The sequence below is a fragment of the Microbacterium sp. NPDC089698 genome, assembly GCF_044749045.1.
Lineage (GTDB): Bacteria > Actinomycetota > Actinomycetes > Actinomycetales > Microbacteriaceae > Microbacterium.
In genome coordinates, this window is sequence record NZ_JBIVHE010000002.1 from 278,496 (window position 1) to 304,681 (window position 26,186).

General features: G+C 70.6%; 29 protein-coding genes. 16 read left to right on the plus strand and 13 right to left on the minus strand.

Annotated elements, in window-relative coordinates; genetic code table 11:
• Positions 1-217 precede the first annotated feature (217 nt).
• Positions 218-628 carry an SRPBCC family protein gene (locus tag ACIPY5_RS08380; RefSeq protein ID WP_400969137.1) on the minus strand — a complete coding sequence of 137 codons (411 nt, stop codon included), beginning with the start codon at positions 626-628 and terminating at the stop codon, positions 218-220.
• 35 nt (positions 629-663) lie between these two features.
• On the opposite strand from ACIPY5_RS08380, the gene ACIPY5_RS08385 reads away from it, so the two are divergent.
• Complete coding sequence (locus tag ACIPY5_RS08385; RefSeq protein WP_400969884.1) at positions 664-1,371, plus strand: helix-turn-helix domain-containing protein; 708 nt, start codon at positions 664-666, stop codon at positions 1,369-1,371.
• 68 nt (positions 1,372-1,439) lie between these two features.
• On the opposite strand, the gene ACIPY5_RS08390 is transcribed toward ACIPY5_RS08385, so the two are convergent.
• Positions 1,440-2,309, minus strand: coding sequence for an NAD(P)H-binding protein (locus ACIPY5_RS08390; RefSeq protein ID WP_400969140.1), 870 nt, complete (start codon positions 2,307-2,309; stop codon positions 1,440-1,442).
• Between the two features lie 75 nt (positions 2,310-2,384).
• Here ACIPY5_RS08390 and ACIPY5_RS08395 point away from each other — a divergent pair, with 75 nt between their 5' ends.
• The 5 genes from ACIPY5_RS08395 to ACIPY5_RS08415 all read left to right on the plus strand — a co-directional run bounded on the left by ACIPY5_RS08395 (position 2,385) and on the right by ACIPY5_RS08415 (position 6,207).
• Positions 2,385-2,861 carry a MerR family transcriptional regulator gene (locus tag ACIPY5_RS08395; protein ID WP_400969143.1) on the plus strand — a complete coding sequence of 159 codons (477 nt, stop codon included), beginning with the start codon at positions 2,385-2,387 and terminating at the stop codon, positions 2,859-2,861.
• 195 nt (positions 2,862-3,056) lie between these two features.
• Entirely contained in the window at positions 3,057-3,452 is a 396-nt protein-coding gene (locus ACIPY5_RS08400; RefSeq protein WP_400969146.1) for a GntR family transcriptional regulator, read from the plus strand.
• Positions 3,449-4,384, plus strand: coding sequence for an ABC transporter ATP-binding protein (locus ACIPY5_RS08405; RefSeq protein WP_309341296.1), 936 nt, complete (start codon positions 3,449-3,451; stop codon positions 4,382-4,384). Before ACIPY5_RS08400 ends, ACIPY5_RS08405 begins: the two co-directional genes overlap by 4 nt.
• Complete coding sequence (locus ACIPY5_RS08410; protein ID WP_309341294.1) at positions 4,384-5,070, plus strand: hypothetical protein; 687 nt, start codon at positions 4,384-4,386, stop codon at positions 5,068-5,070. Before ACIPY5_RS08405 ends, ACIPY5_RS08410 begins: the two co-directional genes overlap by 1 nt.
• 450 nt (positions 5,071-5,520) lie before the next feature.
• Positions 5,521-6,207: a nuclease-related domain-containing protein gene (locus ACIPY5_RS08415; RefSeq protein WP_309341292.1), complete on the plus strand. Its 687-nt coding sequence runs from the start codon at positions 5,521-5,523 to the stop codon at positions 6,205-6,207.
• 22 nt (positions 6,208-6,229) lie between these two features.
• Here ACIPY5_RS08415 and ACIPY5_RS08420 read toward each other — a convergent pair whose 3' ends face one another.
• Positions 6,230-6,472 carry a hypothetical protein gene (locus tag ACIPY5_RS08420; RefSeq protein ID WP_258133200.1) on the minus strand — a complete coding sequence of 81 codons (243 nt, stop codon included), beginning with the start codon at positions 6,470-6,472 and terminating at the stop codon, positions 6,230-6,232.
• A gap of 152 nt (positions 6,473-6,624) precedes the next feature.
• On the opposite strand from ACIPY5_RS08420, the gene ACIPY5_RS08425 reads away from it, so the two are divergent.
• The 4 genes from ACIPY5_RS08425 to ACIPY5_RS08440 all read left to right on the plus strand — a co-directional run bounded on the left by ACIPY5_RS08425 (position 6,625) and on the right by ACIPY5_RS08440 (position 9,768).
• Positions 6,625-7,233, plus strand: a complete 609-nt coding sequence (locus tag ACIPY5_RS08425) for a hypothetical protein (RefSeq protein WP_400969152.1) — start codon at positions 6,625-6,627, stop codon at positions 7,231-7,233.
• Between the two features lie 122 nt (positions 7,234-7,355).
• On the plus strand, positions 7,356-8,015 hold the full coding sequence (locus ACIPY5_RS08430; protein WP_400969155.1) for a copper resistance protein CopC: 660 nt from the start codon (positions 7,356-7,358) through the stop codon (positions 8,013-8,015).
• Entirely contained in the window at positions 8,012-8,542 is a 531-nt protein-coding gene (locus ACIPY5_RS08435) for a copper chaperone PCu(A)C (RefSeq protein WP_400969158.1), read from the plus strand. The genes ACIPY5_RS08430 and ACIPY5_RS08435 overlap by 4 nt, the downstream gene beginning before the upstream one ends.
• Entirely contained in the window at positions 8,542-9,768 is a 1,227-nt protein-coding gene (locus ACIPY5_RS08440; protein ID WP_400969161.1) for a Dyp-type peroxidase, read from the plus strand. The genes ACIPY5_RS08435 and ACIPY5_RS08440 overlap by 1 nt, the downstream gene beginning before the upstream one ends.
• Positions 9,769-9,828: 60 nt before the next feature.
• Here the strand turns inward: ACIPY5_RS08440 and ACIPY5_RS08445 are convergent, their stop codons facing one another.
• The 5 genes from ACIPY5_RS08445 to ACIPY5_RS08465 all read right to left on the minus strand — a co-directional run bounded on the left by ACIPY5_RS08445 (position 9,829) and on the right by ACIPY5_RS08465 (position 14,516).
• The gene (locus ACIPY5_RS08445; RefSeq protein ID WP_400969164.1) at positions 9,829-10,605 is read right to left on the minus strand and encodes a DeoR/GlpR family DNA-binding transcription regulator; all 777 of its coding nucleotides are present in this window, start codon (positions 10,603-10,605) and stop codon (positions 9,829-9,831) included.
• Between the two features lie 91 nt (positions 10,606-10,696).
• Complete coding sequence (locus tag ACIPY5_RS08450) at positions 10,697-11,566, minus strand: ketose-bisphosphate aldolase (RefSeq protein ID WP_400969167.1); 870 nt, start codon at positions 11,564-11,566, stop codon at positions 10,697-10,699.
• Positions 11,563-12,540: a 1-phosphofructokinase family hexose kinase gene (locus ACIPY5_RS08455; RefSeq protein WP_400969170.1), complete on the minus strand. Its 978-nt coding sequence runs from the start codon at positions 12,538-12,540 to the stop codon at positions 11,563-11,565. The genes ACIPY5_RS08450 and ACIPY5_RS08455 overlap by 4 nt, the downstream gene beginning before the upstream one ends.
• Positions 12,537-13,592, minus strand: coding sequence for an ROK family protein (locus ACIPY5_RS08460; RefSeq protein WP_400969174.1), 1,056 nt, complete (start codon positions 13,590-13,592; stop codon positions 12,537-12,539). Before ACIPY5_RS08460 ends, ACIPY5_RS08455 begins: the two co-directional genes overlap by 4 nt.
• A 9-nt stretch (positions 13,593-13,601) precedes the next feature.
• Complete coding sequence (locus ACIPY5_RS08465; RefSeq protein WP_400969177.1) at positions 13,602-14,516, minus strand: SIS domain-containing protein; 915 nt, start codon at positions 14,514-14,516, stop codon at positions 13,602-13,604.
• A 187-nt stretch (positions 14,517-14,703) separates the two neighbouring features.
• On the opposite strand from ACIPY5_RS08465, the gene ACIPY5_RS08470 reads away from it, so the two are divergent.
• Positions 14,704-15,465, plus strand: a complete 762-nt coding sequence (locus ACIPY5_RS08470) for a histidine phosphatase family protein (protein WP_309341276.1) — start codon at positions 14,704-14,706, stop codon at positions 15,463-15,465.
• Between the two features lie 21 nt (positions 15,466-15,486).
• Here ACIPY5_RS08470 and ACIPY5_RS08475 read toward each other — a convergent pair whose 3' ends face one another.
• Complete coding sequence (locus ACIPY5_RS08475; RefSeq protein WP_045271589.1) at positions 15,487-15,783, minus strand: chorismate mutase; 297 nt, start codon at positions 15,781-15,783, stop codon at positions 15,487-15,489.
• A gap of 148 nt (positions 15,784-15,931) precedes the next feature.
• On the opposite strand from ACIPY5_RS08475, the gene ACIPY5_RS08480 reads away from it, so the two are divergent.
• From ACIPY5_RS08480 to ACIPY5_RS08490, 3 genes are all read left to right on the plus strand, one after another.
• Positions 15,932-17,167: an AI-2E family transporter gene (locus ACIPY5_RS08480; protein ID WP_309341275.1), complete on the plus strand. Its 1,236-nt coding sequence runs from the start codon at positions 15,932-15,934 to the stop codon at positions 17,165-17,167.
• A 175-nt stretch (positions 17,168-17,342) separates the two neighbouring features.
• The gene (locus ACIPY5_RS08485; RefSeq protein WP_400969183.1) at positions 17,343-18,932 is read left to right on the plus strand and encodes an HNH endonuclease; all 1,590 of its coding nucleotides are present in this window, start codon (positions 17,343-17,345) and stop codon (positions 18,930-18,932) included.
• 189 nt (positions 18,933-19,121) lie between these two features.
• The gene (locus ACIPY5_RS08490; RefSeq protein WP_400969186.1) at positions 19,122-19,532 is read left to right on the plus strand and encodes an arsenate reductase ArsC; all 411 of its coding nucleotides are present in this window, start codon (positions 19,122-19,124) and stop codon (positions 19,530-19,532) included.
• Positions 19,533-19,585: 53 nt separating this feature from the next.
• Here ACIPY5_RS08490 and ACIPY5_RS08495 read toward each other — a convergent pair whose 3' ends face one another.
• The 4 genes from ACIPY5_RS08495 to ACIPY5_RS08510 all read right to left on the minus strand — a co-directional run bounded on the left by ACIPY5_RS08495 (position 19,586) and on the right by ACIPY5_RS08510 (position 22,649).
• Complete coding sequence (locus ACIPY5_RS08495) at positions 19,586-20,059, minus strand: DUF3237 domain-containing protein (RefSeq protein ID WP_400969189.1); 474 nt, start codon at positions 20,057-20,059, stop codon at positions 19,586-19,588.
• Positions 20,056-20,553: a MarR family winged helix-turn-helix transcriptional regulator gene (locus tag ACIPY5_RS08500; protein ID WP_400969192.1), complete on the minus strand. Its 498-nt coding sequence runs from the start codon at positions 20,551-20,553 to the stop codon at positions 20,056-20,058. The genes ACIPY5_RS08495 and ACIPY5_RS08500 overlap by 4 nt, the downstream gene beginning before the upstream one ends.
• Entirely contained in the window at positions 20,550-21,857 is a 1,308-nt protein-coding gene (locus tag ACIPY5_RS08505) for an FAD-dependent monooxygenase (protein ID WP_400969195.1), read from the minus strand. Before ACIPY5_RS08505 ends, ACIPY5_RS08500 begins: the two co-directional genes overlap by 4 nt.
• A 105-nt stretch (positions 21,858-21,962) precedes the next feature.
• Entirely contained in the window at positions 21,963-22,649 is a 687-nt protein-coding gene (locus tag ACIPY5_RS08510) for a TetR/AcrR family transcriptional regulator (protein ID WP_400969198.1), read from the minus strand.
• Positions 22,650-22,786: 137 nt separating this feature from the next.
• On the opposite strand from ACIPY5_RS08510, the gene ACIPY5_RS08515 reads away from it, so the two are divergent.
• The gene (locus ACIPY5_RS08515; protein WP_400969201.1) at positions 22,787-24,496 is read left to right on the plus strand and encodes an amidohydrolase; all 1,710 of its coding nucleotides are present in this window, start codon (positions 22,787-22,789) and stop codon (positions 24,494-24,496) included.
• Positions 24,493-26,160, plus strand: coding sequence for an ABC transporter substrate-binding protein (locus ACIPY5_RS08520; protein WP_400969204.1), 1,668 nt, complete (start codon positions 24,493-24,495; stop codon positions 26,158-26,160). Before ACIPY5_RS08515 ends, ACIPY5_RS08520 begins: the two co-directional genes overlap by 4 nt.
• Positions 26,161-26,186: the final 26 nt, after the last annotated feature.

Sequence of the window (26,186 nt, forward strand, 5' to 3'; positions counted from 1 at the left end):
TCCCCGCACGATCACGGCGATGGTACTCGGCGCCGAGCAGCCAATACTGGCACCAACACCCATTCGAAGCGCCCGACGCACCGAAGAGCTCCTCAACATCGCTCCACGACTCTGCGGCGGCAAACCGGACCTGCACATCCGCGCTACCGTCGCCGCTCACTGTTCCCCCATGTCCTGTCACTGAAGCCTCCTCAGCCGATCGGACGAGCCACACGGATCATCGGCGCTCGACCATGTCGCTCAGCCTTTCCAGGTCGTCGGCGACCGCTGCGCAATCCCGTTCGAACTCATCGTCGGTGAGCTCGATCTGCCGCACCGTGAACACGACTTCACTCCCGTTCGGGTGAGCCAATACGCGGAGTGGATTGTTCACTGTGGTTCCCGACGGCAGAGTCACGTCATGGTCGGCGATTCGATACGGATTCCGTGGGACGAAATGAACTCGCACCTCCCCCATCGGAGAATCGACGAGGAGGTCGGCTCCGTCTCGCCGGACCTCAGAGCTCGCGAGGCCTCGAGCCCACTCGGGTAGATTGCCGGGATCCGCCAGCACGTCATAGACGTCGTCGGGTGCAGCGTCGATCACGCGGCTGACGTGCCGGCTCTGGATGTGCGAGTTAGTGTTCATTGTCAGTGCTTCCCTTCATTGGAGCTTTGCAAGCCGTGTTCGAAGAATGGCTGGATGCGCGGACCGGCCTGACCGTGTGGGTGTCCGCCGGCTCCGGTGAGACGCGGGTCCTTCCTGATCTGGCGTCCGACGTGATGTTGTGGCGAGGCGCCATCTTCCTGGCCGGATTCGACACCGCAGCACAGCACTTTGACCGCCGCGCAGGCAGCACGACGATCGGTGTACGCCTTCCGCCGGGGACCTTGGCTTCCTTGGCCGGGGACTCGGCATCGCTGATGCTGAACCAGCGAAGAGAACTGGGGCCGGCCCCGGAAGAGCTCATCCTCTCCGCCCAGCACAAGCCTGTGTTCGCCGCCACGTATCTCGCCGCCTGGACTCGTCTCCGGCTCGCGAGCCTCACTCCCGACAAGCACGGTCGCCTGGCTGCACAGACGGTGCTGCGCCGCGCCCTGGCCGGTGAGCGAATCGACCTCATGGCCCGACAGCTTGGATGGTCTCCCCGCAAGCTGCAACGCTTCACAGTCGAGCAGTTCGGGATGCCGCCCGTGCAACTCCGATCGATTGCGCGGTTCCACAAGGCCAGCGCGCTCGTCGCCGCCGGCGCGCCGCTGGCGGACGCCGCCGCGAAGGCCGGCTACTCCGACCAGGCCCACTTCACTCGCGCGGTCCACCAGATCGCCGACACGACACCTCGGCTCCTTCACAATGCTCATCGTGTCGCGACAGCAAGCCGCGTGGATTGAAGCAATCGGCCACAGGTCCCGGTCTCTGCCCGAGTACCGCCGGACGCCCGAGTCAGCGAGTGGCGGGCTCACCGGAAATCTTCCGCATGATCGATCGTCCAGCGCCGGAAGTCGCGTGCGGCCCGTCCTGTGATGTCGAAGAAGTCGTCGGTCGGAACCTCCGGATTGTCGATCGTGTGGGCCCAGGCCCGCAAAGCGCCGTCCGCCATGGCTCGTGACCACCCGGAAGCCATCAGCCTGTCGCGCGCATCATCGATCGGAACTTCGAACCACGTGACCGGCCGACCGATGGCACTGCCGATCTGGGCAGCCTGCTCTCGCTGCGTCAGGACGGACGATCCCGTGATCTGGGGCGCGGCGCCGATGAGACGGTCGGTCACCAAGGCGGTCTCCGCGATCTCTGCGAGATCCGCTTCGTGGGTCAACGCACGCGCTGCGTCCCCATAGACCCAGCGCACGGTCGACGACGCGCGCACTTGACCGGCCCAGCCGAGCGTGTTCGTGGCCATCCCACCCGACCTCACGAACGTCCATTCCATCTGTGTCGCCCGAAGGGTCCGTTCGATGTCGGTGTGGAACTGAAGAATCGGATCCGGCGCCTCGGCGCTGTCGTCCCGGACTCCGATCGCTGAAAGGTAGACAACGCGTCGGACGCTTCGGGCGATCACGCTCACGACGGCGTCCGCGGACTCGGCGTTCCCCAGCGGCCAGATGAGGAAGACACGGCCGACACCGGCGAGCGCCGCCTCCAGGCTGTCGAGATCTGTGAGGTCGCCGGCGACGACCTCGACGCCCGCCGAAAATTTCGCCGCGGAGGGGCGACGCACCAGCGCCCGCAGCGGCGACTGGTTCACGCTCTTGCCGAGACGATCGATCAGCGCTCTTCCGATGTGCCCCGTCGCGCCGATCACCAGGATCTTGTCATCGTTGTTCTCCATGAGGCTGATCGTGCAACTTCGAGTCGACGCGAAGTCAACGTGTCTTCTCCGCATACGCGGGGCTACCCTCGTCCCATGGATGCCGGTCAGCACGATCAGCGGTCGGAGATGAGCGTCGGCGAGCTCGCCATGCAGGGCGGAGTCAAAGCCTCCTCGGTGCGCTTCTGGGATGATCAGGGACTGCTGACGAGCCACCGTTCAGCAGGGAACCAGCGGCGCTTCACCCCTCTCGCGCTGGCTCAGGTGCGATTCATCCGCTGGTCGCAGGAGTTCGGAGCATCGCTGCCGACGATTCGCGACGTTCTCCAGCAACTGCCCGAAGGAACCGCTCCCGGCGATGCCGTCATGATCCGCGCCGCGCAATGCTGGCGCCGGATCCTCGATCAACAGTCTCGAGAACTGGGGAACCGCTACGTGCTTCTGTCCGAGACGGTTCCCGTGCCCCGAATCTCCGCGGACTTCACCGGGGTCTGTTCAGGAGCTCCGATGCCCGAGCAGAACGGCATCACGGAGGAGGATCACGTCGCAGAAGGGATCGCACGCGAACTCTAGGCCGCACCGCTCCCGGCTCAGAGGTTCTTCGCCATGAAGACGCGCGAAACGCCGTCCGGTCCGCTCGAGATCGTTCCGAACCCCTCGTATCCCCGCTCCTGAGAGGACTCCGGAGCTTGGACCGCGCTTGACACTTCCCAGGTTCAGTGGTTACTTAGTCAAGTAACTAACCAACTGACCACAGCGAGGACATCCGTGATCGACGAAGGCCGTCCGCTCTTCCTCCAGATCGCCGAGGCGATCGAGGACTCCATCGTCGACGGCACGCTCTCCGAAGACGCGCAGGCTCCGTCCACGAACGAGCTCGCCGCCTTCTACCGGATCAACCCCGCGACCGCCGCGAAGGGAGTGGCCATGCTCACCGACAAGGGAGTGCTCATCAAGCGCCGCGGCATCGGCATGTTCGTCGCCGTCGGCGCCCGCGACATCCTGCTCCGCGAACGCCGCACCGTGTTCGCCGACCGCTTCATCGACCCGCTCCTCGCCGAGGCCCGCACGCTCGGGCTCGACGCCGACGACCTCGCCGCTCTGCTGCGCGAACGCGCCGCGAACGGCGCACCGACCGCACTCACCGAAGGGAACCGCGCATGACCGCCGTCATCGAGGTGTCGAACCTCGTCAAGCGCTACCGCGACAAGCTCGCACTCGACCAGGTCTCGCTCGAGATCGAGGCCGACACCATCTACGGTCTGCTGGGCCGCAACGGCGCCGGCAAGACCACGCTCATGTCGATCCTCACGGCGCAGAACTTCGCGACCTCGGGCGAGGTGCGCGTGTTCGGCGAGGATCCGTACGAGAACGCGCACGTGCTGAGCCGCGTGTGCTTCGTGCGGGAGAGCCAGAAGTACCCCGACGACGCCGCACCGATCCACGCGCTCGGCGCCGCCAAGCTGTTCTTCCCGAACTGGAACCAGGAGCTGGCCGATCGGCTGGTCGCCGAGTTCCAGCTGCCGATGAAGCGCCGGATCAAGAAGCTGTCCCGCGGGCAGCTCTCGGCGGTCGGCGTGATCATCGGCCTCGCCTCGCGGGCGGAGATCACGTTCTTCGACGAGCCGTATCTCGGGCTCGACGCCGTCGCCCGGCAGATCTTCTACGATCGGCTCCTCGAGGACTACGTCGAGCACCCGCGCACGATCATCCTCTCCTCGCACCTGATCGACGAGGTCTCGAACCTCATCGAGCGCGTGCTCGTGATCGACGACGGACGCATCCTCCTCGACGAGGAGACCGACGCCGTGCGCGAGCGCGCGTCGACCGTGGTCGGCGATGCGACGGCCGTGGACGACTGGGCCGCCGGCAAGGAGATCCTGCATCGCGAGTCGCTCGGCAGGGTCGCCTCGGTGACCGTGCTGGGCCGCCTCACCGAGGCCGATCGCGCGGCCGTGCTCGACGCCGGTCTCGATCTCGCCCCGGTATCGCTGCAGCAGCTCGTCGTGCGGCTCACCCAGCGCGAGCAAGGCGGATCAGGATCAGGATCCGAAGCCGTTCCGGCTGCCGGAACTCTCACGAAGGAGGCGCGCTGATGTCCCGGATCCTCAAGGTGGTCAGGCTTCAGCTGGTCAACAAGATGACCTGGGTGTGGATCCCGCTGATCATCCTGGGTGCGGCGAGCGCCCTGTCGATCGTGATCTTCGCGATGATCCCGGTCGACGGGCCGAAGTACAGCGGCGCCGGCCAGGCTCCGCTCTGGTACTTCTTCGCCCTCGGCCTGCAGGCGCTCACCCTGACCTTCCCGTTCTCGCAGGCGCTCAGCGTGACCCGGCGCGACTTCTTCCTCGGGACCCTGTCGACGGCGACCCTCGGATCCGCGGCGCTGGCCGCCGTGTTCCTGCTGGGCGGCTGGATCGAGGATGCGACGAACGGCTGGGGCACGAACGGCTTCCTGTTCCGTGTGCCGTGGATGTGGCAGGCGGGTCCTCTGACCGTGTGGCTGTCGTACTTCGCGCTCGGGCTGCTGCTGTTCCTGCTCGGCTTCACCGGCGCGACGATCTTCAAGCGCGCGGGCACTCTGGCGGTCACGCTCGTGGGCGTCGGAGCGGCGCTCGTCCTGGTCGGGCTGGTGTTCCTCGTCACCCGGCTCGAGCTGTGGCGGCAGGTCGGCGAAGGATTGGCCGCGATGGGCGTGCTCGGGCTGGCGCTGTGGGGTCTGGTCGCGGTCGCCGCGCTCGCCGGGATCTCGTACCTGGTGCTGCGTCGCGCGACCCCGTGAGCACAGGGGCGCGGAGCGGAGAGACGCGTCGTCGTCCCGCTCCGCGCCCCTTGTCGTGAACCGGCTCTGCCATCCACCGTCCGCCGTCGCTACGCTCCAGGCATGACGACTCAGGATCCGTCAGCGAAGCGGATGCGGCTGCGCCATGCAGGCCATTGCCGGGTCTGCGGAACGGCCCTGCCCGCCGGCACCGAGGCAGTGTACGAGCCGGACGCCAAGACCGTGTGCTGCCTCGTTTGTCTGGAAACGGTGAGGACGCCGGACGGACCTGCCGTCGTCGGCGAGGAACGCGCGGGGGAAGAGCCGCGGCCTGCAGTCCGCGAGGTTCCCGGACATCCACCGATCGGCGCAAGCGCTGTCCTCCCCGATGCGCTGCGGTTCCGCACACCTGGCTCCGCGGTGATCGCCGAGGCGTTGCGTGTGCAGGCGGCGACGCCTCCGAGGACCAGGGTGCAGCGGCTGTTCGGAAGGACGCCGCTCTCGCCGGACGCCCAGAGTTGGTATCTCGGCGCGATCGGCGAACTCGAGGTCGGCCGGATCCTCGACCGGCTCGGCCCCGAGTGGCGCACTCTGCATGCCGTGCCGGTCGGGAAGCGCGGCAGCGACATCGACCATGTGGTGATCGGTCCCGGCGGCGTCTTCACAATCAACACCAAGCACCACGACGGCGCGAAAGTCTGGGTCGGCGGGCATCGCATCCTCGTGAACGGACAGCGCACCGACCACCTGCGCAACGCGGATTTCGAGGCGACACGCGCCGCGAAGATTCTCGGCGCGGCGACGCATCAGACAGTCGACGCGACGCCGATCCTCGCGATCGTCGGCGCGAAGAGCATCCAGATCAAGGAGAAGCCGCCGCGTGTCGAGGTGCTGCGCGCCGAGGCCTTGGTGCGGCGGCTGGAGCACGCCCCGCGGATCCTGACGCCGGCGGACGTCACGATGCTGGACCGGGTCGCCGTCGTCCCCGAGACCTGGGGCTCGTCGCCACCCCCGGAAGCCGACCTCACGGCGTTCGCAGCGCTGCGCACCGAGGTCGTGTCGGCGTTCCGGCGTCGGCAGGCGTGGGCAGCGGGCGGGATCCTCGCGGTGATGGCCGCGCTCATCACGCCGGGAGCGATCGTGCTGCTGTCACGCTAACCGCCTGGTGAAGGCGCGCTCTTCAGGAGCGCCAGAACCGCTCGGCGAGTGTCGCGACTTCCCTGTCGAGCGTCGAGAACTTCACGTCCATCGTGTCGAATCGCGCGTTCATCTCCACGCGAAGGGTTTCGATCCGGCTGTCGGCGGCGTCGGACTTCGCGGAGATCGTGCGCGTCAGCAGCGTCGTCATGAGCGTCATGCCCCCGAGCATGACCGCCGCGAACACTCCGATCAGCGTCCACACCTGCGGCTCCGTCATGATCATGCCCCCATTCTGGCTCGCGGGATCCACGTTGTCACGACCATGCCTCAGGTGGTGAGCGCCTTCTGCAATCTGTGCAGGACTCCGGTTTTCCGGCCGGTGGTGAGGGACGACCGCCGAACGCAGGTCGAAGCCACTCATGACAGACTGGGGGCGTGTTCGCGTCCCGGAAGCCTGCGGTCGTCCGCGGCTTTGCGGCGGCGACACTCTCGATCTTCATCGCCCTGGCCGGTCACGTCACGGGCGGCGGCGAGATGCCGGGCCCTCTCGGGCTGCTCGTGCCCTGGCTGCTGTCGCTCATGGTGTGCGTCCTGCTCGCCGGGCGGAAGCTCTCGCTGGTCCGCCTCGGACTGTCGGTGGCCGCGAGCCAGCTCCTGTTCCACACGCTCTTCGTGCTCGGCACAATCACGCCGTCGAAGGCTCCGCGGCCGCATGTGCACGGGATGCCGCAGATGCTTCCCGAAGCCTCGGGGATCCTCCCGGAAGCGGTCGCCGCGGACGGGACGATGTGGGCCGGGCACGCCGTCGCCGCGGCGATGACGGTCGCCGCACTGCACTGGGGCGAGCGACTCGTCCTCGCGATCCGTGAGCTGGCTGCGCAGGCCGTCCGCTGGCTGCGCCGCCGGGCCGTCGTGGTCGTCGTCACGCCGCCGCAGGAGACGAAGCCCGCCCTGTGGGGCGCGTTCCACGTCGTGCGTCCTGCGGATGCCCCTCACCTGACAACGCTGCGCGGGCGCGCCCCGCCTGCCCTCTCCGCGATCTGATCCGAACCGCGCTGACGACGGCCTCCGTCGTGCAGTGCGTCCTGCCCGCGCGCGAACTCGTGCGCGGGGATCCGAACGTACGAACGGCGCCCTGTGGGCGCCTGTCGAGAGGTCCTTGACTCATGTCCCCTTTCCGCAGATATGCGGCGGGGCTGGCGCTGGCCGCCGTCGTCGTGCTCACGACGGCGGCGCCCGCGTCCGCCCATGACCAGCTCATCTCGAGCACTCCCGGCGACGGTGAGCGACTCGCCACCGCGCCGACGAGCATCTCGATGACCTTCTCCGGCAATCTCCTCATGCTGGACGACTCGGGGCTGGGCGCCGTGGTGCTCGTCGTCGACGAGTCCGGCACGGACTGGGTGGCCGGACGGGCCGAGGTGCTCGGGAACATGCTGACCGCCGAGCTGAAGCCTGGCATGCCGACCGCCGGGTACCAGCTGCGGTGGCAGGTCGTGTCCGCGGACGGACACCCGATCGCGGGCGTCGTCCCGTTCACGATCGGCGACGCCGACCCGATGGCCACAGGGAGAACCCCGGCCCTGGGGAGCACCGCCGGCGCGGGGAGCGCGTCGGCACGGCCGGAGATCAGGACGAACACCTCGGATCAGATCGCAGACGAATCCAGCGGCGCCCTGCGGGTGCTGCTCATCGGCGGAGTCGGGGCGGCGATCGCTGTGCTCGGCTTCGTCCTCTTCCGATTCCTTCGCCGTCCCCGGACGGCCGCCGCGGCACCGGACACCGGTGAAGACGCGGCAGATGATCTGCAAAGGCACAACGAATGAACACCACCACCACGCGGCTGGCCCGCCTCACCGCTTTCGCCGCTGTCGCACTGATCGCGCTGACCGGATGCAGCGCGCAGACGGCGCCCGCCGCGGTCACGACCGCACCCGCAGGCGAGGTCGTCACGATCGAGAACGCCTGGGTGAAGTCGGCCGAGGACGGCATGTCCGCGACCTTCGGGACCCTCACCAACAGCAGCGGCGACGACGTGACGGTCGTCTCGGTCGCCTCGGAGGCGTCGAACATGCTGCAGCTGCATGAGACCGTCGCGAACGAGTCGGGCGAGATGGTCATGAGGGAGATCAAGGGCGGATTCGTCATCCCCGCGCGCGGAGAGCTCGCTCTCGAGCCGGGAGGCAACCACATCATGCTGATGGATCTCACCGCGCCGCTGAAGGCGGGATCCGAGGCGACCTTCACGCTCACGTTCTCCGACCACTCGACGTACCGCTTCACGGCGCCCGTGAAGGACTACTCGGGGGCGAACGAGAACTACGACGACGGCCACAAGGGCGCGGGCCACTGATGCCCGCGCCCGTTGAGGGCGCGCACCCCCGTCGCACACGGCCGACCCGGCGGCAGTTCCTCCTCGGAGGGGCTGTCGCCGGGGCCGGCGCGGTCGCCGCGGTGGGCGCGGACCTCGTCCTCAACCGTCGATCGGAGGCGCCCGCGCCCGCCGCCGCACCCATGAACGGCGAGAAGACCGTGCCGTTCTTCGGCGTGCATCAGGCCGGGATCGACACGGATGCGCAGGCGCACGGCCTGTTCCTCGCGCTCGACCTCCACGAGGATGTCGACCGTCTCGCGCTCACCCGTCTGCTGCGGATCCTGACCGACGACGCGGCCCGGCTCACCCAGGGGAATCCCGCCCTGGCGGACTCCGAACCAGAGCTGTCGCAGTCGCCGGCGCGCCTCACGGTCACGTTCGGTTTCGGTTCCGGCCTGGTGGCGCGGACGGGCGGATCCGGCCCGGGATGGCTGGCCCCGCTGCCCGCCTTCCGCGTCGATCAGCTGCGGCCGGAGTTCTCCGACGGGGACCTGCTGCTGCAGATCGCCGGAGACGATCCCCTCACGGTGGCCCACGCCGCCCGGATGCTGCTCAAGGACGCCCGCGGCTTCGCGGACCTCCGCTGGACCCAGCAGGGGTTCCGGCGCGCATACGGCACGGAACGCCCGGGCACGACGATGCGCAACCTGTTCGGGCAGGTCGACGGGACCACGAACCCCCGGCCCGGAACGGACGACTTCGACGAGGTCGTCTGGGCAACGGACGGCTGGCTCGCGGGCGGCACCGGCATGGTCGTGCGCCGCATCCGGATGGACCTCGACAAATGGGATCGCCTCGACCGCTCCGGTCGCGACGCGGCCGTCGGGCGCACCCTCGCGAACGGGGCGCCGCTCACGGGCACCGCCGAGTTCGACGAACCGGATTTCGAGGCGAAGACCTCGATCGGCTTCCCCGTCATCCCGCAGTTCGCGCACGTGCGCCGGGCGCGCGGCGACGGATCCGAGCGCATCTTCCGCCGCGCGTACAACTACGACGAGCGGCCGACGGGGACGCAGGTCTCCGAGTCGGGCCTCCTCTTCGTCTCCTTCCAGGCCGACATCGAGCGCCAGTTCACCCCCATGCAGCGTCGGCTGGACGAGCTCGATCTCCTCAACGAATGGACGACGCCGATCGGATCCGCCGTCTTCGCGATTCCGCCCGGATGCACAGAGGACGGATTCATCGGCGACACCCTGCTCGCCTGACGTCACCAGGCCCCGTCAGGGGTCCGCCGCCCGGGACCTCGCGCGGCGGCCCCCGTCGGCTCAGTCCGCGAGGACGACGTCGAAGCCGGCGTCGGCGAGCGAGCGGCGGTCCGCGGGGGCGAGGCCGTCGTCGGTCAGCAGCGTCGGGAAGAGGTCGGATCCGCCGACCGCGGCGAACGCGGAGGCGCCGATCTTCGAGGAGTCCGCGACGATCACGGCGCGGCGGGCCCGGCTCGCCATCATGCGGTTCACGGCCGCCTCGCGCTCGTCGTGCGTGCTCGCCATGCCCTCCGCGGACACGGCGTTCACGCCGATGAACGCGATGTCGAGCGCGATGCCCGCGAGCAGCTGCTCCACGAACGGGCCCACGAGCTCGTAGCTGCGGGAGTGGATCACCCCTCCGGTCACGACGACCTTGATGTCGGGGCGGGTGGCGAGCTGGGCCGCGATGTTGACGGCGTTCGTCACGACCGTGAGCCCCTGGTCGGCGAGATCCTCCCTCGCCGCGAGAGCCGTCGCGATCGCCGTCGTGGTGGTGCCGCCGGAGAGGCCCACCACGGACCCGGGCGCGACCAGCGCCGACGCGGCCTGCGCGATGCGCTCCTTCTGCGAGGTGCGCTGGTGGCTCTTGTACCGGATCGGCAGCTCGTACGCGACGGACTGCGCCACCGCGCCGCCGTGGGTGCGGGTGAGCAGCCGCCGCTCGGACAGGCTGTCCAGGTCGCGGCGGATCGTGGCGGCGGAGGCGTCGAAGCGCTCCGCGAGCTCCTCGACCGAGACGTCCCCCCGCGCCGCGAGCAGGTCGAGGATCGCGGTCAGCCGGTTCGCCCGGTTCACCCGGCGTCTCCGGATCCCTCGTTCGAAGCGCGCAGATGACGGCATTCCGGGCGAAGATCGGGCAAAGTGCGCGCTTCGAAACGGAACCCGGTCACGACTGGTCCGATCCGGCGAACAGGCGCAGCAGGCGCGCCGCCTCGCCGGCCACGGCGTCGCGGGCGGGGGCCAGGTACTTCCGGGAGTCGACGAGTCGGGGATCCGCCTCGAGCCTCTCCCGGATCGCGCGCGTGAAGAAGCCGTTCAGATGCGTGGAGACGTTGATCTTGGTCATGCCCGCGCGCACCGCCGCCGCGATCGCGTCATCCGGCACGCCGCTCGACCCGTGCAGCACGAGCGGCACGTCGACGCCGTCCTCCCCGGCGCCGCGCAGGGCCTCGCGCAGGCGCCCGATGAGGTCGAGGTCGAGCGCCGCGGTCCGGTCGGTCATCGCATGCGAGGATCCGACCGCCACGGCGAGGGCGTCGACGCCGGTCTCCGCGACGAAGGCCCGCGCCTCCTGCGGATCCGTGCGGACACCCGGCGCGTGCGCGCCGTCCTTGCCGCCGACCTCGCCGAGCTCGCCCTCCACGTACACCTCGGCGGCGTGGGCGCGCTCGACGACCTGCGCGGTGAGCGCGACGTTCTCGGCGTAGTCGAGCGCGCCGCCGTCGAACATGACGGAGCCGAAGCCCAGACCGATCGCCTCGTCCACGAGCTCCGGACGCTCGGCGTGGTCGAGGTGCACGGCGACCGGGGTGGCGGCGCGCCGGGCGACCGCGAGGGTCGCGAGCGCGATCGGCTCGAGGCCGCCGTGGTAGTCGGCGCAGTTCTGCGAGATCTGCAGGATCACCGGCAGCTCGGCCTGGGCGGATGCGGCGACCAGGGCCTCGGCCGTCTCCAGGTGGATCACGTTGAACGCGCCGACGCCGGTGCCGCGGCGGGACGCGTCGTGCACGAGGTCGCGGGCGGAGACGAGGGTCATCGGGGTGTCCTTTCGGTGGACGGTCGGCTCAGCGCCGTCAGAGACGGGCTGTCGATGAGCAGGGAGGACTCGAGGTCGGGCCAGGTCGGGTGGATCTCGCCGGCGAGGGGCATCAGCACCGCGGCGGCGGACCAGGCGGTCGCCCGGCGCAGCAGCGCGGTCGGATCCTTCTCGCCCTGCGCCATCAGCACGGCGACCGCGGCGACCGCGGCGTCGCCCGCACCGGTCGGGTTGCCGGCGAGGGGGTGGGCGAGCCGGGCGCGGACGACCTCGTCCGCGGTGACCGCCAGCATCCCGTCCGCCCCGCGGGAGAGCAGAACCAGCGAGGCTCCGCGGTGCAGCAGTTCGCACGCCCCGGCGATGGGATCCTCGATGCCGGTGGCTTCGGCGAGTTCGGCGGCATTGGGCTTGAGGACGGTCGCGCCGGCCTCGGCGGCGGCCAGCAGCGCCGGCCCGGACGTGTCGGCGATCACGATCGCGCCGGCGTCGCGACCGATCCGGATGAGCGCCGGCAGCAGGTCGTCGGGGGCGCCGGGAGGCAGGGATCCGGAGAGCACGAGGACGGGCTTCGACGCCTCGGCCGTCGAAGCTCTCAGCGCACGCACCACGGCGGCCTTCAGCGCGTCCCACTCCTGCACCGTCGGGTTGATGCCGCGCTCGTTCACGATCGTGGTGTCGCCGAGATGCTCGTCGACCAGGGCGACGCTGCGTCGGGTCGCGCCCTCGACGGGGACGAGTTCGTGCGGGACCGGAGAGGAGGCCAGCTCGGCGGCGAACTCGGCGCCGGTCTCCCCGCCCGAGGTCGCGAGAGCGAGGACGACAGCCCCTTGCGCGTGCGCCACCCGCGCGACGTTCAGGCCCTTGCCGCCCGCCCGAGCGACGCCGGTGTCGGCGCGATGCGTCCCGCCCGGCACGATCCGATCGACGTGCCAGGTGAGATCCAGCGCAGGATTCGGCGTGACGGTGACGATCATCCGAGACTCCTCGCGCGCAGAGCCGCGCCCAGGATCCCCGCGTTGCCCAGCAGCTGCGCCGGGACCAGGTCCGGGATGCGGTGGAAGCTGAGGCGCGCCCTCAGCCTCGTCTCCAGCTCGTCGAACAGTGCGCCGCCCGCACGGGACAGCCCGCCCCCGATCACGATGGCCTGCGGTGCGATGACGGCGGTGAGCTGCGCGAGAGACAGGGCGAGCGCGTCGAGCGCCTCGTCCCAGACCTCGGCGGCGGCCTCATCGCCCTCGGCGGCGAGTGCGATGACCTCCTTCGCGCCCTCGACGGCGATCCCGCTGCGCGCGGTGTAGCGACGGGCGATCGCCCCCGCGGAGGCGATCGCCTCGAGGCAGCCGCGCGCGCCGCAGGGGCACAGCGGCTCGTCGGCGACCGGGGAGTGGCCGACCTCGCCGGCATAGCCGCCCGAGGTGAACGGCACGCCGCCGAGGAGCAGCGCCCCGGCGATCCCCGTGCCGATGATGAGCACGATCGAGTTCGGATACGGGCGCGCACCGCCGAGCACGTGCTCGGCCCAGCCGCCCGTGCGGACGTCGTGGTCGAAGGCGACCGGCAGGCCGAACGCCTCCTCCGCGAGCGCGCGGATCGGCGCATCGCGCCAGCCCATGTTGCTCGCGAAGACGCCGACGCCGGCGACCTCGTCGACGATGCCGGGGACGACCAGTCCGACCGCGGCTGGATCCGCCCCGGGATGCTCCTCGCGCAGCTGCGCACCGAGCTCGACCAGCCGGGCGATCAGCCGCTCCGGGAGGTCGGCGCCCGGACCCGGGGTCGGCGTGCGCCGCAGTCCGAGCATGACGCCCTCGGCGTCGAACAGGGCCGACTTGATGTCGGTGCCGCCCACGTCGAACGCCAGCACGGGGGCGCCCGCACCGAGCTCGGCCGCCGTCCCGGAATCCAGGCGCGGGACCAGAGGGTCCCCCGAGGCATCGGTGACCACATCGAGCACGGCACGGGCGGCTTCCGCCGCTTCGTGCGCGCGGGCGTCGCCCACGGTGGCGCCGCCGGAAGGGATCGTCATCGCCTGCTCTCAGTCCTCGAGGATGACCGAACGGGTGAGGTTGCGCGGCTCGTCGGGATTGAGCCCCTTGGCCAGAGCGCGGTCGAGCGCGACGCGGTGCAGGCGCGCGAGGTCGGCCATCGGGTCGATCGCGTGCTGCACCCAGCGGCCGCCGGTCGCGGCGACCTGGGCGTCCAGCCCCTCGGGGGCGGCGCCGAACTGCCAGGTGATGCGGCCGGGGGCGGCGATCGCGATCGGGCCGTGGCGGTAGTCCATGGACGGGTACGACTCGGTCCACGACTGCGACGACTCGCGCATCTTCAGCGCCGCCTCGTGGGCGAGCCCGATGGTCCATCCGCGTCCGAGGAAGGTGTACTGGTCGGCGCCCGCGAGGGTCGGATCCACGTCGGCGAGCGCGGTGCGGGCATCGGCGATGGCGGCGGAGAGGTCTTCGCCGAGCGAGGCGCGGAACAGCGCGAGCGCGGTGGTCGCGAAGCGGGTCTGCACGACGGACCGCTCATCGGCGAACGGCAGCAGGATCGCGTCGTCGACCATGCCCACGAGCGGCGAGGTCTCATCGCCGATGACGCCGATGACGCGGGGCGCGGATCCGGATCCGGTGAGCTCGTCGACGAGCTCGAGCACCTCGGTCGTCGTGCCGGAGCGGGTCAGGGCGACGACGGCGTCGTAGCCGCGGTCCATGAACGCCTCGCTCGCGGCGTAGGCGTCGGTGATGCCGAAGCCCGCGCGCTCGCGCAGCGCGGCATAGGACTGCGCCATGAACCACGACGTGCCGCAGCCGATCACGGCGACGCGCTGGCCCTTCGCGGGCAGCAGGGCCTGCTCGGCCGCCATGCCGGCCGCGCGCTCCCACATCTCGGGCTGCGAGTCGAGCTCGGCGCGCATGTGGGCGCCGGGGGCGAGGTTCTCGTTCGGGTCGGTCATGCGTCCTCCTCGGCGGGCTTCAGTCACAGGAATGCGTGACCGTGATTGATCTTACGGCAAAACGCGCACTTTCCGTCATGAAGTCTGAAACTGCTCGCATCGTCGAAACTCGAACACCACTAGGCTTTCGCCATCCGAATACTTAACGTCGTATGGCTTTCGGATTCCACCCATCAAAGGAGATGACATGCCCGACCTTTCCCGTCGCACCGCCCTGCTCTCGCTCGGTGGCGCCGCCCTGACCGGCACGCTCGCGCTGGCCGGTGCCGCTCCTGCCGTCGCCGCACCGAGCGCGCAGCCCAACCGCGCCATCACCGTGTACCTCGTCCGCCACGGCAGGACCTGGCTCAACCAGACGGGCCGGATCCAGGGGTGGTCCGATTCGCCGCTCACCGATGCGGGCCGCGCGACCGCCGAGGCCGTCGGTCGCAATCTCGCCGCCGAGATCGGCGGGTTCGACGCCGCGTACTCCGCCGACATGATGCGCCACTTCGAGACGGCGAGCGGGATCCTCTCGGCGGCGGGCTCGTCCCTCACTCCGACGCGCGTCGCCGGCCTGCGCGAGGTCGCGTACGGCGGCTGGGAGGGCGAGAAGCAGTCGACCGCGTTCCCGCAGCTCGCCGCCGCAGGCCCGCTCGACACGCTCGCGCACATCATCGACGCGTTCGTCGCGAGCAACCCCGACAAGTCCCTCGCCGCGGAGACCTGGGCCCAGGTCGCCGCACGCATGAAGGATGCGCTCACCGCGGCCGCGACCGATCGCACGCTGCCGATGCGGAACGGCGGCAGCATCCTCGCCGTCTCGAGCGGGATGTCGATCACGTGCCTGCTGGAGTCCCTCGGCGCGACGGTGGACGGCGCCATGGAGAACGGCGCGGTCAACAAGCTCCGCTACGCGCGCGGATCCTGGACCGTGCTGTCCGTCAACGACACGAGCTACGCGGGCTGACCCGCCGGTGGGGCCGCCGGGTCAGCGCGACTCGGCGGCCTCAGTGTGGTGCCGGATGACCTCGGCGACCACGAAGTTGAACCACTTCTCGGCGAACTCCGGATCCAGGTGGGCCTCCTCGGCGAGGGCTCGCAGGCGCGCGACCTGCTGCTCCTCGCGGCCGGGATCCGAGGCGGGCATGTCGTGCTCGGCCTTGAGCACCCCGACCTGCTGCGTGCAGCGGAACCGCTCGGCCAGCATGAAGATGAGCGCGGCGTCGATGTTGTCGATGCTGGCGCGCAGTCGCAGGAGTTCGGTGCGGGGATCGGGGGCGGACATCGGGGCTCCTCACCGGGCGGCGGACGTGCGATCCCTCCGACGATAGCTCGTCCCGCCCCCGGACGGATCCGCCGTGACGCGTCCGGGATCCTCGGAAGCGCGGGATCGGCACCCCCGGTGGCGCGCGCCCCTCCCCTAAAGTGAAGCCATGACCAGCGACGACTCCGGGCTCGACAACAGCGCAGTCGCAGAGGCCGAGGACGCCGAACGCGCTGCCACGACGGCCCAGGCCGACACCATCGCGGCCGACGACGACGCCGAGGGCGGCTACAGGCCCCGGCCGGTCGCGGAGCCGGGCACGCCGCGCGCCTCGTTCTGGACCCGGATCGACCGTCCGTTCGCGTTCGGCTTCCTCGTCACCCTGGGCGGTCTCGCCGCGATCCTCCTCGGGCTCGCCCTGACGAGCCTGTCCACCGTGCTCATCTACATCGCGTTCGCGCTTTTCGCCGCGCTCGGCCTCGACCCGGCCGTCCGGTGGCTGGAGCGGCGCGGCGCCTCGCGCGCCTGGTCGGTCGTGATCGTGATCGTCGGGTTCGCGATCGCGCTCGTGCTCGTCATCCTGGCGATCGTCCCCGTCGTGGTCACGCAGATCGCGGAGTTCGTCAAGTCCATCCCCGCGACGATCCAGGAGTTCCTGCACAGCGATCTGTACCGCTGGATCCAGGGGCAGTTCGGCGGCGGCGTGAGCGACCTCATGGGCGAGGTGCAGAAGTTCCTCAGCGACCCGAACAAGCTCATGCAGCTCGGCGGCGGCGCCCTGCAGGTCGGCAACGCGGCGCTGCAGGTCGGTGCGGCGATCGCGACCGGCATCTCCGGCGGCCTCATCGTCATCGTCCTCACACTGTACTTCCTCGCCACGCTCCCGTCGATGAAGAGCGGTCTGCTGCAGCTCGCGCCCGCACGCGACCGCAAGAACGTCTCTCGGATCACCACCCAGATCACCGACTCCGTCGGCGGCTACGTGATGGGCATGGTCGTGCTCGCGCTCATCAACGCGGCCCTCGTCTTCGTGCTCTACCTCGTGCTCGGACTTCCATTCCCGCCCCTGATGGCGACGGTGGCCTTCCTCATCACCATGATCCCGCTCGTCGGTCCGATCCTGTTCTGGATCATCGGCACCGGCATCGCCCTGTTCAGCTCGCCCCTGATGGCGCTGATCTTCGCGCTCATCTACCTCGTCTACATGCAGGTGGAGGCATACGTCATCACCCCGCGCGTGATGAACCGTGCGATCTCCATCCCCGGATCCCTCGTCGTGATCGGCGCCCTCGTCGGCGGCACGCTGCTCGGCCTGCTCGGCGCGCTCATCGCCGTCCCGGTGACCGCGTCGATCCTCATCATCATCAAGCAGGTGTGGATCCCGCGGCAGGACGCCCGCGTGTGATCGGCGCCGGCGCCTGATCTGCCGCCTCCTCTGACCGGCGCACCGGCGCTGGTCTGTTGCCTCGTTTGTCGACGCCCCTCCGCACGTCCAAGCTGTGATGTGTTTGTGATGTTTCGCCTGGTGAGGGGGTGGTTTTCGGGGTGGGAATGTCGGTGGTCCCGTGTTGACTTGAGGTATGAGGAACACGGTGGGTGCGGTGGTGGATCCCGGGGTCGATCCGGTGGATCCGGTCGCGGTGCTGCGCCTGTTGAGGGAGGGTGTGGCCGCGGCGGAGGCGACGATCATCCGGTTCCAGGCGTTGCGGGACGCGCAGCTCGGGGCCGCGCAGCGCGTGGCGGGGGAGATCGCCACCCGGGACGCCCGGGACGCGGGTGCAGGGCCGGTGCGGGGGGAGTCGGTGGATCTCGCGACGAGGTCGGTCGCGGCGGAGCTGGCCGGGGTGCTGCACATGTCGGATCGGGTGGTGCAGGCGCGGATGGCGCGGGCGGCGGATCTGATGGCCCGGTTCCCGGAGGTGACGCGCGCGTTCGGGGAGGCGCGGATCAACGCCGCGCATGTGCGGGTGATCCAGGACGCCGGTGCGCGTCTCGATGAGACGGTGCGTGCCGAGTTCGAGCAGATCGCGGTCGCCGCTTCGGAGGGCGAGACACCGCACCGGGCCCGGCGGATCGTGGAGCGCGTCGCGGAACGGTTGGCTCCGCGGAGTCTCACGGACCGTCACCGGGACGCGCAGCAGGACCGGCGGGTGTGGCGGGAAGACCTCGGCGATGGGCAGAAGGCCCTAGGGGTGATCCACTCCGCCGCGATCGTGGACGGGATCTACGACCGGCTCACCCAGCAGGCGCGCGCGGTGAGCGTCGCGAACGTGCAGGCCGCGAAGGATGCGGCCGGTGGGGTCGCGCCGGATCCGCGTGGGCTCGGCGACCCCGGTGACGACCGGACCATGGATCAGCTGCGCGCGGACCTCTGCGCGGACACCCTCCTCACCGGAGCCGCGTCCGGGCACGACACCACCGCCGGGCTGCTGTCCGCGATCCAGGCGCGGGTGGAAGTCACGGTTCCCGTGCTCACCCTCCTCTCCACGGACACTGCGGGCAACACCGACGCCACGGGCAGCACCAACGACGCGGACGCGGCCGACGCCGGCACTTCAGCCACCGCCGATGCCTCGGACACCACTGGCACGGCCGACACCGACACCTCGGGCGCACCGGTCGTCGACACTGCCGCCGCTGGTGCCGGTGGACGCGCGGCACGGGTCGGATCCGCTTCCCGGTTCGGCGTCCGCACCGAGCAGCCCGGAGAACTCGCAGGCGGGCAGCCCATCGACACCAATACCGCGCGCACCCTCGCCGGGAACGCCACCGCCTGGGAACGGGTCCTCACCCGCCCGGTGACCGGGGCGATCCTCGCCGTCGACCGGTACCGACCCAACACCGACCTCCGCCGCCTGCTGCACGCCCGGGACTCCCGGTGCCGGTTCCCGACCTGCGGACTCCCACCCGCCGCGCAGGATCTCGACCACACCATCGACGCCGCCCACGGCGGGTCCACCGACGAAGGAAACCTCGGCGGGCTCTGCCGACGCCACCACGTCCTCAAACACCAAACCCCCTGGACAGTGACACAACGCGGCGCCGGCATCCTCGAATGGACCAGCCCCACCGGCGCCACCTACACCGACCGGCCACCCACACCCGTCACCTTCACCGTCGAAGACCCCGACCCACCCCCGGAACCCGACCCCGAAACCCCCGCATTCTGACGGGGAGACCGCCGGCGCCGGGTTCCCCGCTCGCGGCGGAAGCGAGCAGGTCCGTCTGGCGCGCTGCCACGTTCCCGCAGATCGGCACTCGCCCAGTCGCCGTAGGCTGAAGCCCGGAGACCCGGAGACCCGGAGACCCGGAGACCCGGAGACCCGGAGACCCCGAGACCCCGAGACGAGGAGAGACGCATGTCGGCCGAAGCCGCCCCCGCCGTGCTGTTCGTCTGCGTGCACAACGCGGGCCGATCCCAGATGGCCGCGGGCTTCCTGCGCGAGATCGCGGGCGATCGCATCGAGGTCCGCTCCGCCGGATCCCTCCCCGCCGGGCAGATCAACCCCGTCGCCGTCGCCGCGATGGCCGAGCTCGGCATCGACATCGCGACGGAGCAGCCCAAGATCCTCACCACCGAGGCGGTGCAGGACTCCGACGTCGTCATCACGATGGGCTGCGGTGACGCGTGCCCGTTCTTCCCCGGCAAGCGCTACGAGGACTGGACGCTCGACGATCCGGCAGGCCAGGGCATCGAGGCCGTGCGGCCGATCCGCGACGAGATCCGCCGGCGGATCCAGCAGCTCGTGGGCGAGCTCCTCCCCGCCTGAGACAGGCGACAGACGCCTGACGACAGACGACGGGGCTCTCAGACGACGGCCTCTCAGCCGATCCGGTGCACCCGGTAGCGGACCTCGGATCCGTCCCGGCGGCAGACCGCGACGAAGAGCGTGCGCTGCAGCTCCGCGAACTCGGGAGCCGCCGCCTCGACCTCGAACGTCGTCCGGAAGTAATACGCGCCGGGATCCACCGACTCGCCACGCCCCAGCCGAGCGAGGATCTCGGCCGACCCGCTGCGCACCCCGCGCGTACGGATCAGCAGGGGCCCCGCGGCGGCGAGGGCCGAGTACTCGGCGTCGATGCCTATCGTGCCGTCGGGCCCGATGAGCTGCCGGTCGGATCCACCGGCGAGGATCTCGGCATCGAGGGCCCCGGTGATCCGACCGCCGAGAATCGGGATCACGCGCCGATGGCCGGCGGAGGTGACCCCGTGATCGCGAGGCGGGCCGACCTGCACGGTGACCTCGAGCGCCGGCTCGAGCCGGGGCTCCGGAAGCTCCGCGAACAGGTCGCTCATCGCGCTCCCCCTCTCAAGGCCTCCGTGAGCCTCTCCAGGGCCGGGACCGCCGCGGCCACGGCCGCGCGATCGCCCGGATCCAGGGCCGCCAGCGCGTCCCGCAGAAGCTCGCCCGCGGCTTGATCGAACCGGCCGAAGAGGTCGAGCGCACGCGTCGACAGGACCACGACGACGCGGCGGCCGTCCCCTTCGGCCCTGCGCCGCTCGACGAGGCCGTCGGCCTCCATCGCACCGAGCAGGTTGCTGACCGTGGACCGGTTGAGATGCAGCGCCTCCGCGAGTTCGGCGGGACCGCGCTCCGCACCGCCCGAGGACGGCAGCAGCGCACGCACGACCTCGATCTGCGCGTCGGGGATGTCGGGGAGATCGCCGCGCTCGCGCGCCGCGGCCAGCAGGGTGCGCCGCAGCGGCGAGATGACCGCGGCGAGGCGGCTCTCGGCGTCGCCCGCGGGGTCGGCAGCCGGCGGGGATCCGGCCGCGGCTCGGCCGCTCATGCCGGATCCCCCACGCTGAGCGAGGCGCGCTCGTTGAGGATCGACGGCGCGAAACCCGCGGCGCGCTTGTAGGCGTTCGCGATCTCCTCGCGCTCGCTCCGCGGGATGACGTCGTCGATGCGCGCGAAGCCCTGCGGCGCGCGCTCGGCCGCGAGCAGCATGACCCGTTCCGGACCGGTCGCCCTGGTTCCTGCCAGCAGCGCGGTCATCGCAGGACGGCGCGCCTCCTCGTAGGCCGCGAGCGCCGCGTCGATCGCCGCGCCCTGGGCCGGGTCGCCCGCGCCACCGGAGGCACCCGCCCGCACCGCCGTGCCGAGGTGGAAGGCGAGGGTGCGCGCGTCGAGGATGGCCTGGGATCCGCCGTTCGAGCCGTTCGGGTACATCGCGTGCGCGGCGTCGCCGACGAGCGTGGTGCGCCCGAACGTCCACTGCGGCAGCGCATCGCGGTCGACCATCGGGTACTCCAGGATCTCCTCCGCGTTCGCGATGATCCCGGGTACGTCCAGGCCGTCGAACCTCCAGTCCGCGAAGAGCTCCGCGATCGGACCCGGATCCACGGCGCGGTTCCAGTCCGCACGATCCTTGAGGCTCTCGAAGGGGCCGGTCCCGCGCTTCTCCGCGATGAAGTTCAGCCTCTGACGCCCGCCCTCCGGCGCACCGAGCGGGTACGCGACGAACTTCTGCTCGCCGTCGCCCGCCATGATCATGGTGCGCCCGTCGACGAGCACGGGTGCCTCGGCCACCCCGCGCCAGAGCGTGAGCCCGCTCCACGGCGGGGCTCCCTCGGCGGGATAGCGCAGCGCCCTCAGGGCGGAATGGATCCCGTCCGCCCCGATCACGAGGTCGTAGGCCGCGGTGGTCTCGCCGTCGCCGGTCGCGAACCGGACCGTCTCGGATCCGTCGTCCTCTCCCTGCACATCCACGAGGCGATGACCGAGCCGGATCACGTCGCCGAGGCGCTCGACGACCGCGTCGCGCAGGGCGAGCTGCAGCCGGCCGCGGTGCACGGAGAGCTGCGGCCAGCGGTAGCCCGCGGCGAGTCCGCGCGGTTCGCTCCAGATGTGCTGGCCGAAGCGATTCATGTAGACGAGGGTCTCCGGAGCGACGCCGAGCGCCTCGACGCGGTCGCGCAGGCCGAGCTCGGTGAGCTCGCGGATCGCGTGCGGGAGCAGGTTGAGCCCGACGCCGAGGCCACGGATGGCGTCCGTCCGCTCGTGCACCGTGATGTCCCGGAAGCCCGCGGCCTCCAGGCTGAGCGCGGTGGCGAGCCCGCCGATCCCCGCGCCGATGATTCCGATCCGCATCGACCTGCTCCTGTCCCCGGCGTCCTCGCCGTCGGGAATTAGTTTTGTCACAAAACCAGATCGGATGCAAGCCCGAAGCGCAACTCTCGGAAGCAGGACAGGCGATCAGCGGGCGGCGCGCTCCGCGGACTCCAGGACGAGGTCGACCCCGAGGAAGAACAGGTCGCGGTCGCGCAGCGAGGCGAGCGCGACCGTGTGCGCCGCGATGCGGGGGTGGCTGCGCGGATCCGCGAGCGGCGGCTCGTCGAACCAGGGCCCGTCGAGATCACCGTCGCCGCGGTCGGCCCTGGCGCGCGCGATGCCCGCCGCGGTCGACAGCACATGCGAAGCCATCAGCGCGTAGTGCCGGACGATATCGGCCTCGTCGAGACCCGCGGTCGTGAACGCCTCGAGCATGAGCTCGATCGCACCGAGCTCGCCGGGACCGTGCGTCGTGAGCGTCGTCGCCTCCGCACCCACAGCCGGGTACTGCGAGTACAGGTCGAGCGTGGCGCCCGCCAGGGCGCGCAGGCGCCCCCGCCAGTCCTCGACGGGCAGGTCGACGCTCAGGACGGCGCGCAGCGTGATGTCGTCCAGCAGCGCCCGCATGAGGTCGTCCTTGCTGCGGAAGTGCCGGTAGATCGCGGTCGGATCCGCGCCGAGCCGGGTGCCGAGCTCGCGCACCGAGATCGACGCCGCGCCCGAGGCCGCCAGCTCCAGCCCCGCGGACACGATCACGCCCGCATCCAGTCGCGCGCGCATCGGCAGCGCCTCGTCGATGTCCCCGCCGCGACGGGCCCTCTTCGGTGGCATATCCCCTCCTGCCTCTATCGTGCCATGCGCGCAACGCGCTGTCATCGGTTCAGTCAACACTGTTGACATCACTCTTGACGCTGGCTAGCGTTATCCCATCCTGCGGCCGTTCGGCCTGCTTCAACGACGAAAGGCGGATGATGACGACGCGCGTCTTCCACGGCGGATCGGTGTTCACCGGATCCGGATCCCCCCTGCTCGGCCAGGCCGTCATCGTGCGCGATGAGCGCATCGACCGGATCGTGCCGGAGTCCGAGCTGGCCGCATTCCTCGGCGCCGAGCCCGCCGATTCCGTCGAGCTCATCGACCTGCGCGGCGCCCTGCTGAGCCCGGGCTTCCAGGATGCCCACATCCACGCGGTCGGCGGCGGTGTCGAGCTGCTGCAGTGCGACCTCACCGGCACCGAGACCGCGGAGGAGGCGGTCGCCGCCGTGCGCGCCTACGCCGACGCGAACCCCGACGAGGAGTGGATCCTCGGCGGCGGGTGGTCGATGGACTGCTTCCCCGGCGGCAACCCGACCCGCGACCTGCTCGACGCCGCCGCCCCGGGACGACCCGTCCTGCTGGCCAGCCGCGACCACCACAGCGTCTGGGTCTCGACACCCGCGATCGAGCGGGCCGGCATCACGGGCGAGACCGTCGATCCCGCGGACGGCGTGATCATCCGGGAGGCCGACGGCTACCCCGCCGGCACCTTCCACGAGGGCGCCGGTGAGCTGTTCAACACCGTGCGCCCCGTGACCGACGAGGACCTGCGCTATCGCGGACTGCTGCGCGCCCAGGAGGAGCTCATCGCGCTCGGCATCACCGGCTGGCAGGACGCGATGGTCGGATCCAGCGCGATCGGCGTCCCGGATCCGCTCACCGCCTACGAGCAGGCCCTCGCCGAGGGGGCGCTCGCGGTGCACGTCACGGGTGCGCAGTGGTGGGAGCGCGACGGCGGCATCGAGCAGGTCGAGCGCATGGTGGCGCAGCGCCACCGCATCGCCGCGCTCGGATCCCCCGAGCGCCTCGAGCTCGGCACCACGAAGATCATGGTCGACGGCGTGGCGGAGAACCACACGGCCGCCATGCTCACGCCCTACCGCGATGCGCACGGTCACGATACGCACAACCACGGGCTGAGCTTCATCGACCCGGAGCGCCTGCGCGAATACGTCACCGCGCTCGACGCCGCGGGCCAGCAGGTGCACATGCACGCCCTCGGCGACCGCGCCGTGCGCGAGGCGCTCGACGCGCTGCAGGACGCCCGCGACGCGAACGGCCCCACCGATGGCCGCCACCACCTCGCGCACCTGCAGATCGTGGCGGAGGAGGACGTGCCGCGCTTCGCCGAGCTCGGCGCGATCGCGAACCTCCAGGCCCTGTGGGCCACGCACGAGGACCAGCTCGACGAGCTGACCCTGCCGTTCCTTCAGGACGGCCAGGAGGCGCGGCAGTATCCGTTCGGCGACTTCGTGCGCGCGGGGGTCCGTCTCGCGGCCGGCAGCGACTGGCCGGTCTCGAGCGCCTCCCCGGTCGACGCGATCCACATCGCCGTCAACCGCACGACCCCGGGATCCGACCGGGAGCCCCTCGCGGGCGCGCACCAGCGCCTCGACCTGGAGACCGCGATGGCCGCGTACACCTCCGGCTCCGCCTACGTGAACCACCGCGATCACGACACCGGCAGCATCGCCCCGGGCTTCCGCGCCGACCTCGTGGTGCTCGACCCGTCGCCCTTCGACCTCCCCGCCGAGGAGATCTTCCGCAGCCGGGTCGTGCAGACCTGGATCGACGGACGTCGCCTTTACGCCACTTCCACAGATGACACCACCCGCACCGAGCTCGAAGGAGAGCTGTCATGACCCGAACCCGTCTCTCCCGCGCCCACGCGCGTCGCCGTTCCGCGGTCGCGGTGGCGGCCGCAGTCCTGATCGCCGCGACGTCACTGACCGCCTGCTCCGGCAGCGCGAGCGGCACCTCCAGCGGATCCGCCGGGTCCGACTGGAAGCTGACCACCACCACCGCCGCCGCCACCGGCGACCTCGACTCCTACTCCTTCGCGCTGTACGCCGAGCCCGCGACGCTCGACTACGCCTACGCGTTCGACTACCCCGACAACCAGGTTCTCGCGAACGTCTGCGAGTCGCTGCTGCGACTGAATCCCGACTACTCGCTGAGCCCAGGGCTCGCCAAGTCCTTCTCCAACCCCGACCCGCTCACCTGGGTGTACGAGCTCCGCGACGGCGTCACGTTCCACGACGGGACCCCGCTGACCGCCGCCGACGCGGTCGCCTCGATGCAGCGGATCATGGATCCCTCGGTCGGATCCGCGTGGTTCTCCGTCTATCAGAACGTCGACTCGATCACGCAGACCGGGCCGATGGAGGTCACCGTCAAGACGAAGATCCCGGACTCGCAGTTCAACCTCGGCATGGGCGGATCCGCCGGTGTCATCGAGTCGGCCGCCACGCTCGCCGCGAAGGGCAAGGACTACGGCAACTCGACCGGCGGCGTGAACTGCACCGGCCCGTTCCAGCTCCAGCAGTGGAAGTCGGGGGAGTCGCTCACCCTGACCCGCTACGACGGCTACTGGGACAAGGACCTGCGCGCCAAGTCCGCGAAGATGACGTTCGCGATCATCCCGGACGCCACGGCGCGCGTGAACGCACTGAAGTCGGGCAGCGTCGACGGATCCTGGATGATCCCGCTCGAGGCCGCGTCGCAGCTGCAGGCCTCCGGCAAGGGCGACGTCCTGTACGCGCCGTCGAGCGCCACGAGCAACCTCGTCGTGAGCAACATGAACGGCCCGCTCGGCGACAAGCGCGTGCGCCAGGCGCTGATGCTGGCGCTCGATCGCAAGGGCATCCTCAAGGCCGCCTCGCAGAACATCGGCGAGGTCAGCGACGTGCTCACCACGAAGCTCGTGTGGGGATCCGCGTCCGACACCGCGAAGAAGACCGCGTTCGACGACGTCACGCACTACCAGCAGGACGTCGCGAAGGCGAAGAAGCTCGTCGAGGAGGCCGGCGCCACGGGCAAGGAGCTCGTCTACGTGACCGCGCCGATCGGCAACGACTTCTCCGTGGTGTCGCAGGCCACCATGGCCGCCGCGCAGTCGATCGGCCTGAAGCTGACCATCAAGACCGTGACGCCCGCCCAGTACACCGCGCTGTTCAGCGACCCGACCGCACGAGAGGGCGTGGACCTCTTCTACACGGTCTGGTACCTCTCCAGCCCCGACGCCCTCGAGATGTACGGCGTGCTGCGCACCGGCGACTTCAGCAACTACGGCGGCTGGAGCGACAAGGAATTCGACGACACCGTGAACAAGGCGGTCGGCACGTTCGATCCGGCGGAGCGCAGCGCGCTCACCGCGAAGGCGCAGCAGATCGCGAACGAGGAGCTGCCCTGGCTGCCGCTCGCCGCGGGTCCGCTGCCGCTGTTCCTCGGCAAGCGCATCACCGGGCTGCAGCCGTCGATGGCCTTCCTGTACTACCCCTGGGCCGCCCAGATCGGCAAGCGATGACGCGCCCGGCACAGGCCGAGCACGGC

Bases quoted from the DNA above. Each gene is read 5' to 3' on its own strand.
- ACIPY5_RS08380 (WP_400969137.1), bottom strand. From the start codon at position 628: ATGAACACTAACTCGCACATCCAGAGCCGGCACGTCAGCCGCGTGATC.
- ACIPY5_RS08390 (WP_400969140.1), bottom strand. From the start codon at position 2,309: ATGGAGAACAACGATGACAAGATCCTGGTGATCGGCGCGACGGGGCAC.
- ACIPY5_RS08395 (WP_400969143.1), top strand. From the start codon at position 2,385: ATGGATGCCGGTCAGCACGATCAGCGGTCGGAGATGAGCGTCGGCGAG.
- ACIPY5_RS08405 (WP_309341296.1), top strand. From the start codon at position 3,449: ATGACCGCCGTCATCGAGGTGTCGAACCTCGTCAAGCGCTACCGCGAC.
- ACIPY5_RS08410 (WP_309341294.1), top strand. From the start codon at position 4,384: ATGTCCCGGATCCTCAAGGTGGTCAGGCTTCAGCTGGTCAACAAGATG.
- ACIPY5_RS08420 (WP_258133200.1), bottom strand. From the start codon at position 6,472: ATGATCATGACGGAGCCGCAGGTGTGGACGCTGATCGGAGTGTTCGCG.
- ACIPY5_RS08430 (WP_400969155.1), top strand. From the start codon at position 7,356: ATGTCCCCTTTCCGCAGATATGCGGCGGGGCTGGCGCTGGCCGCCGTC.
- ACIPY5_RS08435 (WP_400969158.1), top strand. From the start codon at position 8,012: ATGAACACCACCACCACGCGGCTGGCCCGCCTCACCGCTTTCGCCGCT.
- ACIPY5_RS08440 (WP_400969161.1), top strand. From the start codon at position 8,542: ATGCCCGCGCCCGTTGAGGGCGCGCACCCCCGTCGCACACGGCCGACC.
- ACIPY5_RS08450 (WP_400969167.1), bottom strand. From the start codon at position 11,566: ATGACCCTCGTCTCCGCCCGCGACCTCGTGCACGACGCGTCCCGCCGC.
- ACIPY5_RS08455 (WP_400969170.1), bottom strand. From the start codon at position 12,540: ATGATCGTCACCGTCACGCCGAATCCTGCGCTGGATCTCACCTGGCAC.
- ACIPY5_RS08460 (WP_400969174.1), bottom strand. From the start codon at position 13,592: ATGACGATCCCTTCCGGCGGCGCCACCGTGGGCGACGCCCGCGCGCAC.
- ACIPY5_RS08465 (WP_400969177.1), bottom strand. From the start codon at position 14,516: ATGACCGACCCGAACGAGAACCTCGCCCCCGGCGCCCACATGCGCGCC.
- ACIPY5_RS08470 (WP_309341276.1), top strand. From the start codon at position 14,704: ATGCCCGACCTTTCCCGTCGCACCGCCCTGCTCTCGCTCGGTGGCGCC.
- ACIPY5_RS08475 (WP_045271589.1), bottom strand. From the start codon at position 15,783: ATGTCCGCCCCCGATCCCCGCACCGAACTCCTGCGACTGCGCGCCAGC.
- ACIPY5_RS08480 (WP_309341275.1), top strand. From the start codon at position 15,932: ATGACCAGCGACGACTCCGGGCTCGACAACAGCGCAGTCGCAGAGGCC.
- ACIPY5_RS08485 (WP_400969183.1), top strand. From the start codon at position 17,343: ATGAGGAACACGGTGGGTGCGGTGGTGGATCCCGGGGTCGATCCGGTG.
- ACIPY5_RS08490 (WP_400969186.1), top strand. From the start codon at position 19,122: ATGTCGGCCGAAGCCGCCCCCGCCGTGCTGTTCGTCTGCGTGCACAAC.
- ACIPY5_RS08495 (WP_400969189.1), bottom strand. From the start codon at position 20,059: ATGAGCGACCTGTTCGCGGAGCTTCCGGAGCCCCGGCTCGAGCCGGCG.
- ACIPY5_RS08500 (WP_400969192.1), bottom strand. From the start codon at position 20,553: ATGAGCGGCCGAGCCGCGGCCGGATCCCCGCCGGCTGCCGACCCCGCG.
- ACIPY5_RS08505 (WP_400969195.1), bottom strand. From the start codon at position 21,857: ATGCGGATCGGAATCATCGGCGCGGGGATCGGCGGGCTCGCCACCGCG.
- ACIPY5_RS08510 (WP_400969198.1), bottom strand. From the start codon at position 22,649: ATGCCACCGAAGAGGGCCCGTCGCGGCGGGGACATCGACGAGGCGCTG.
- ACIPY5_RS08515 (WP_400969201.1), top strand. From the start codon at position 22,787: ATGATGACGACGCGCGTCTTCCACGGCGGATCGGTGTTCACCGGATCC.
- ACIPY5_RS08520 (WP_400969204.1), top strand. From the start codon at position 24,493: ATGACCCGAACCCGTCTCTCCCGCGCCCACGCGCGTCGCCGTTCCGCG.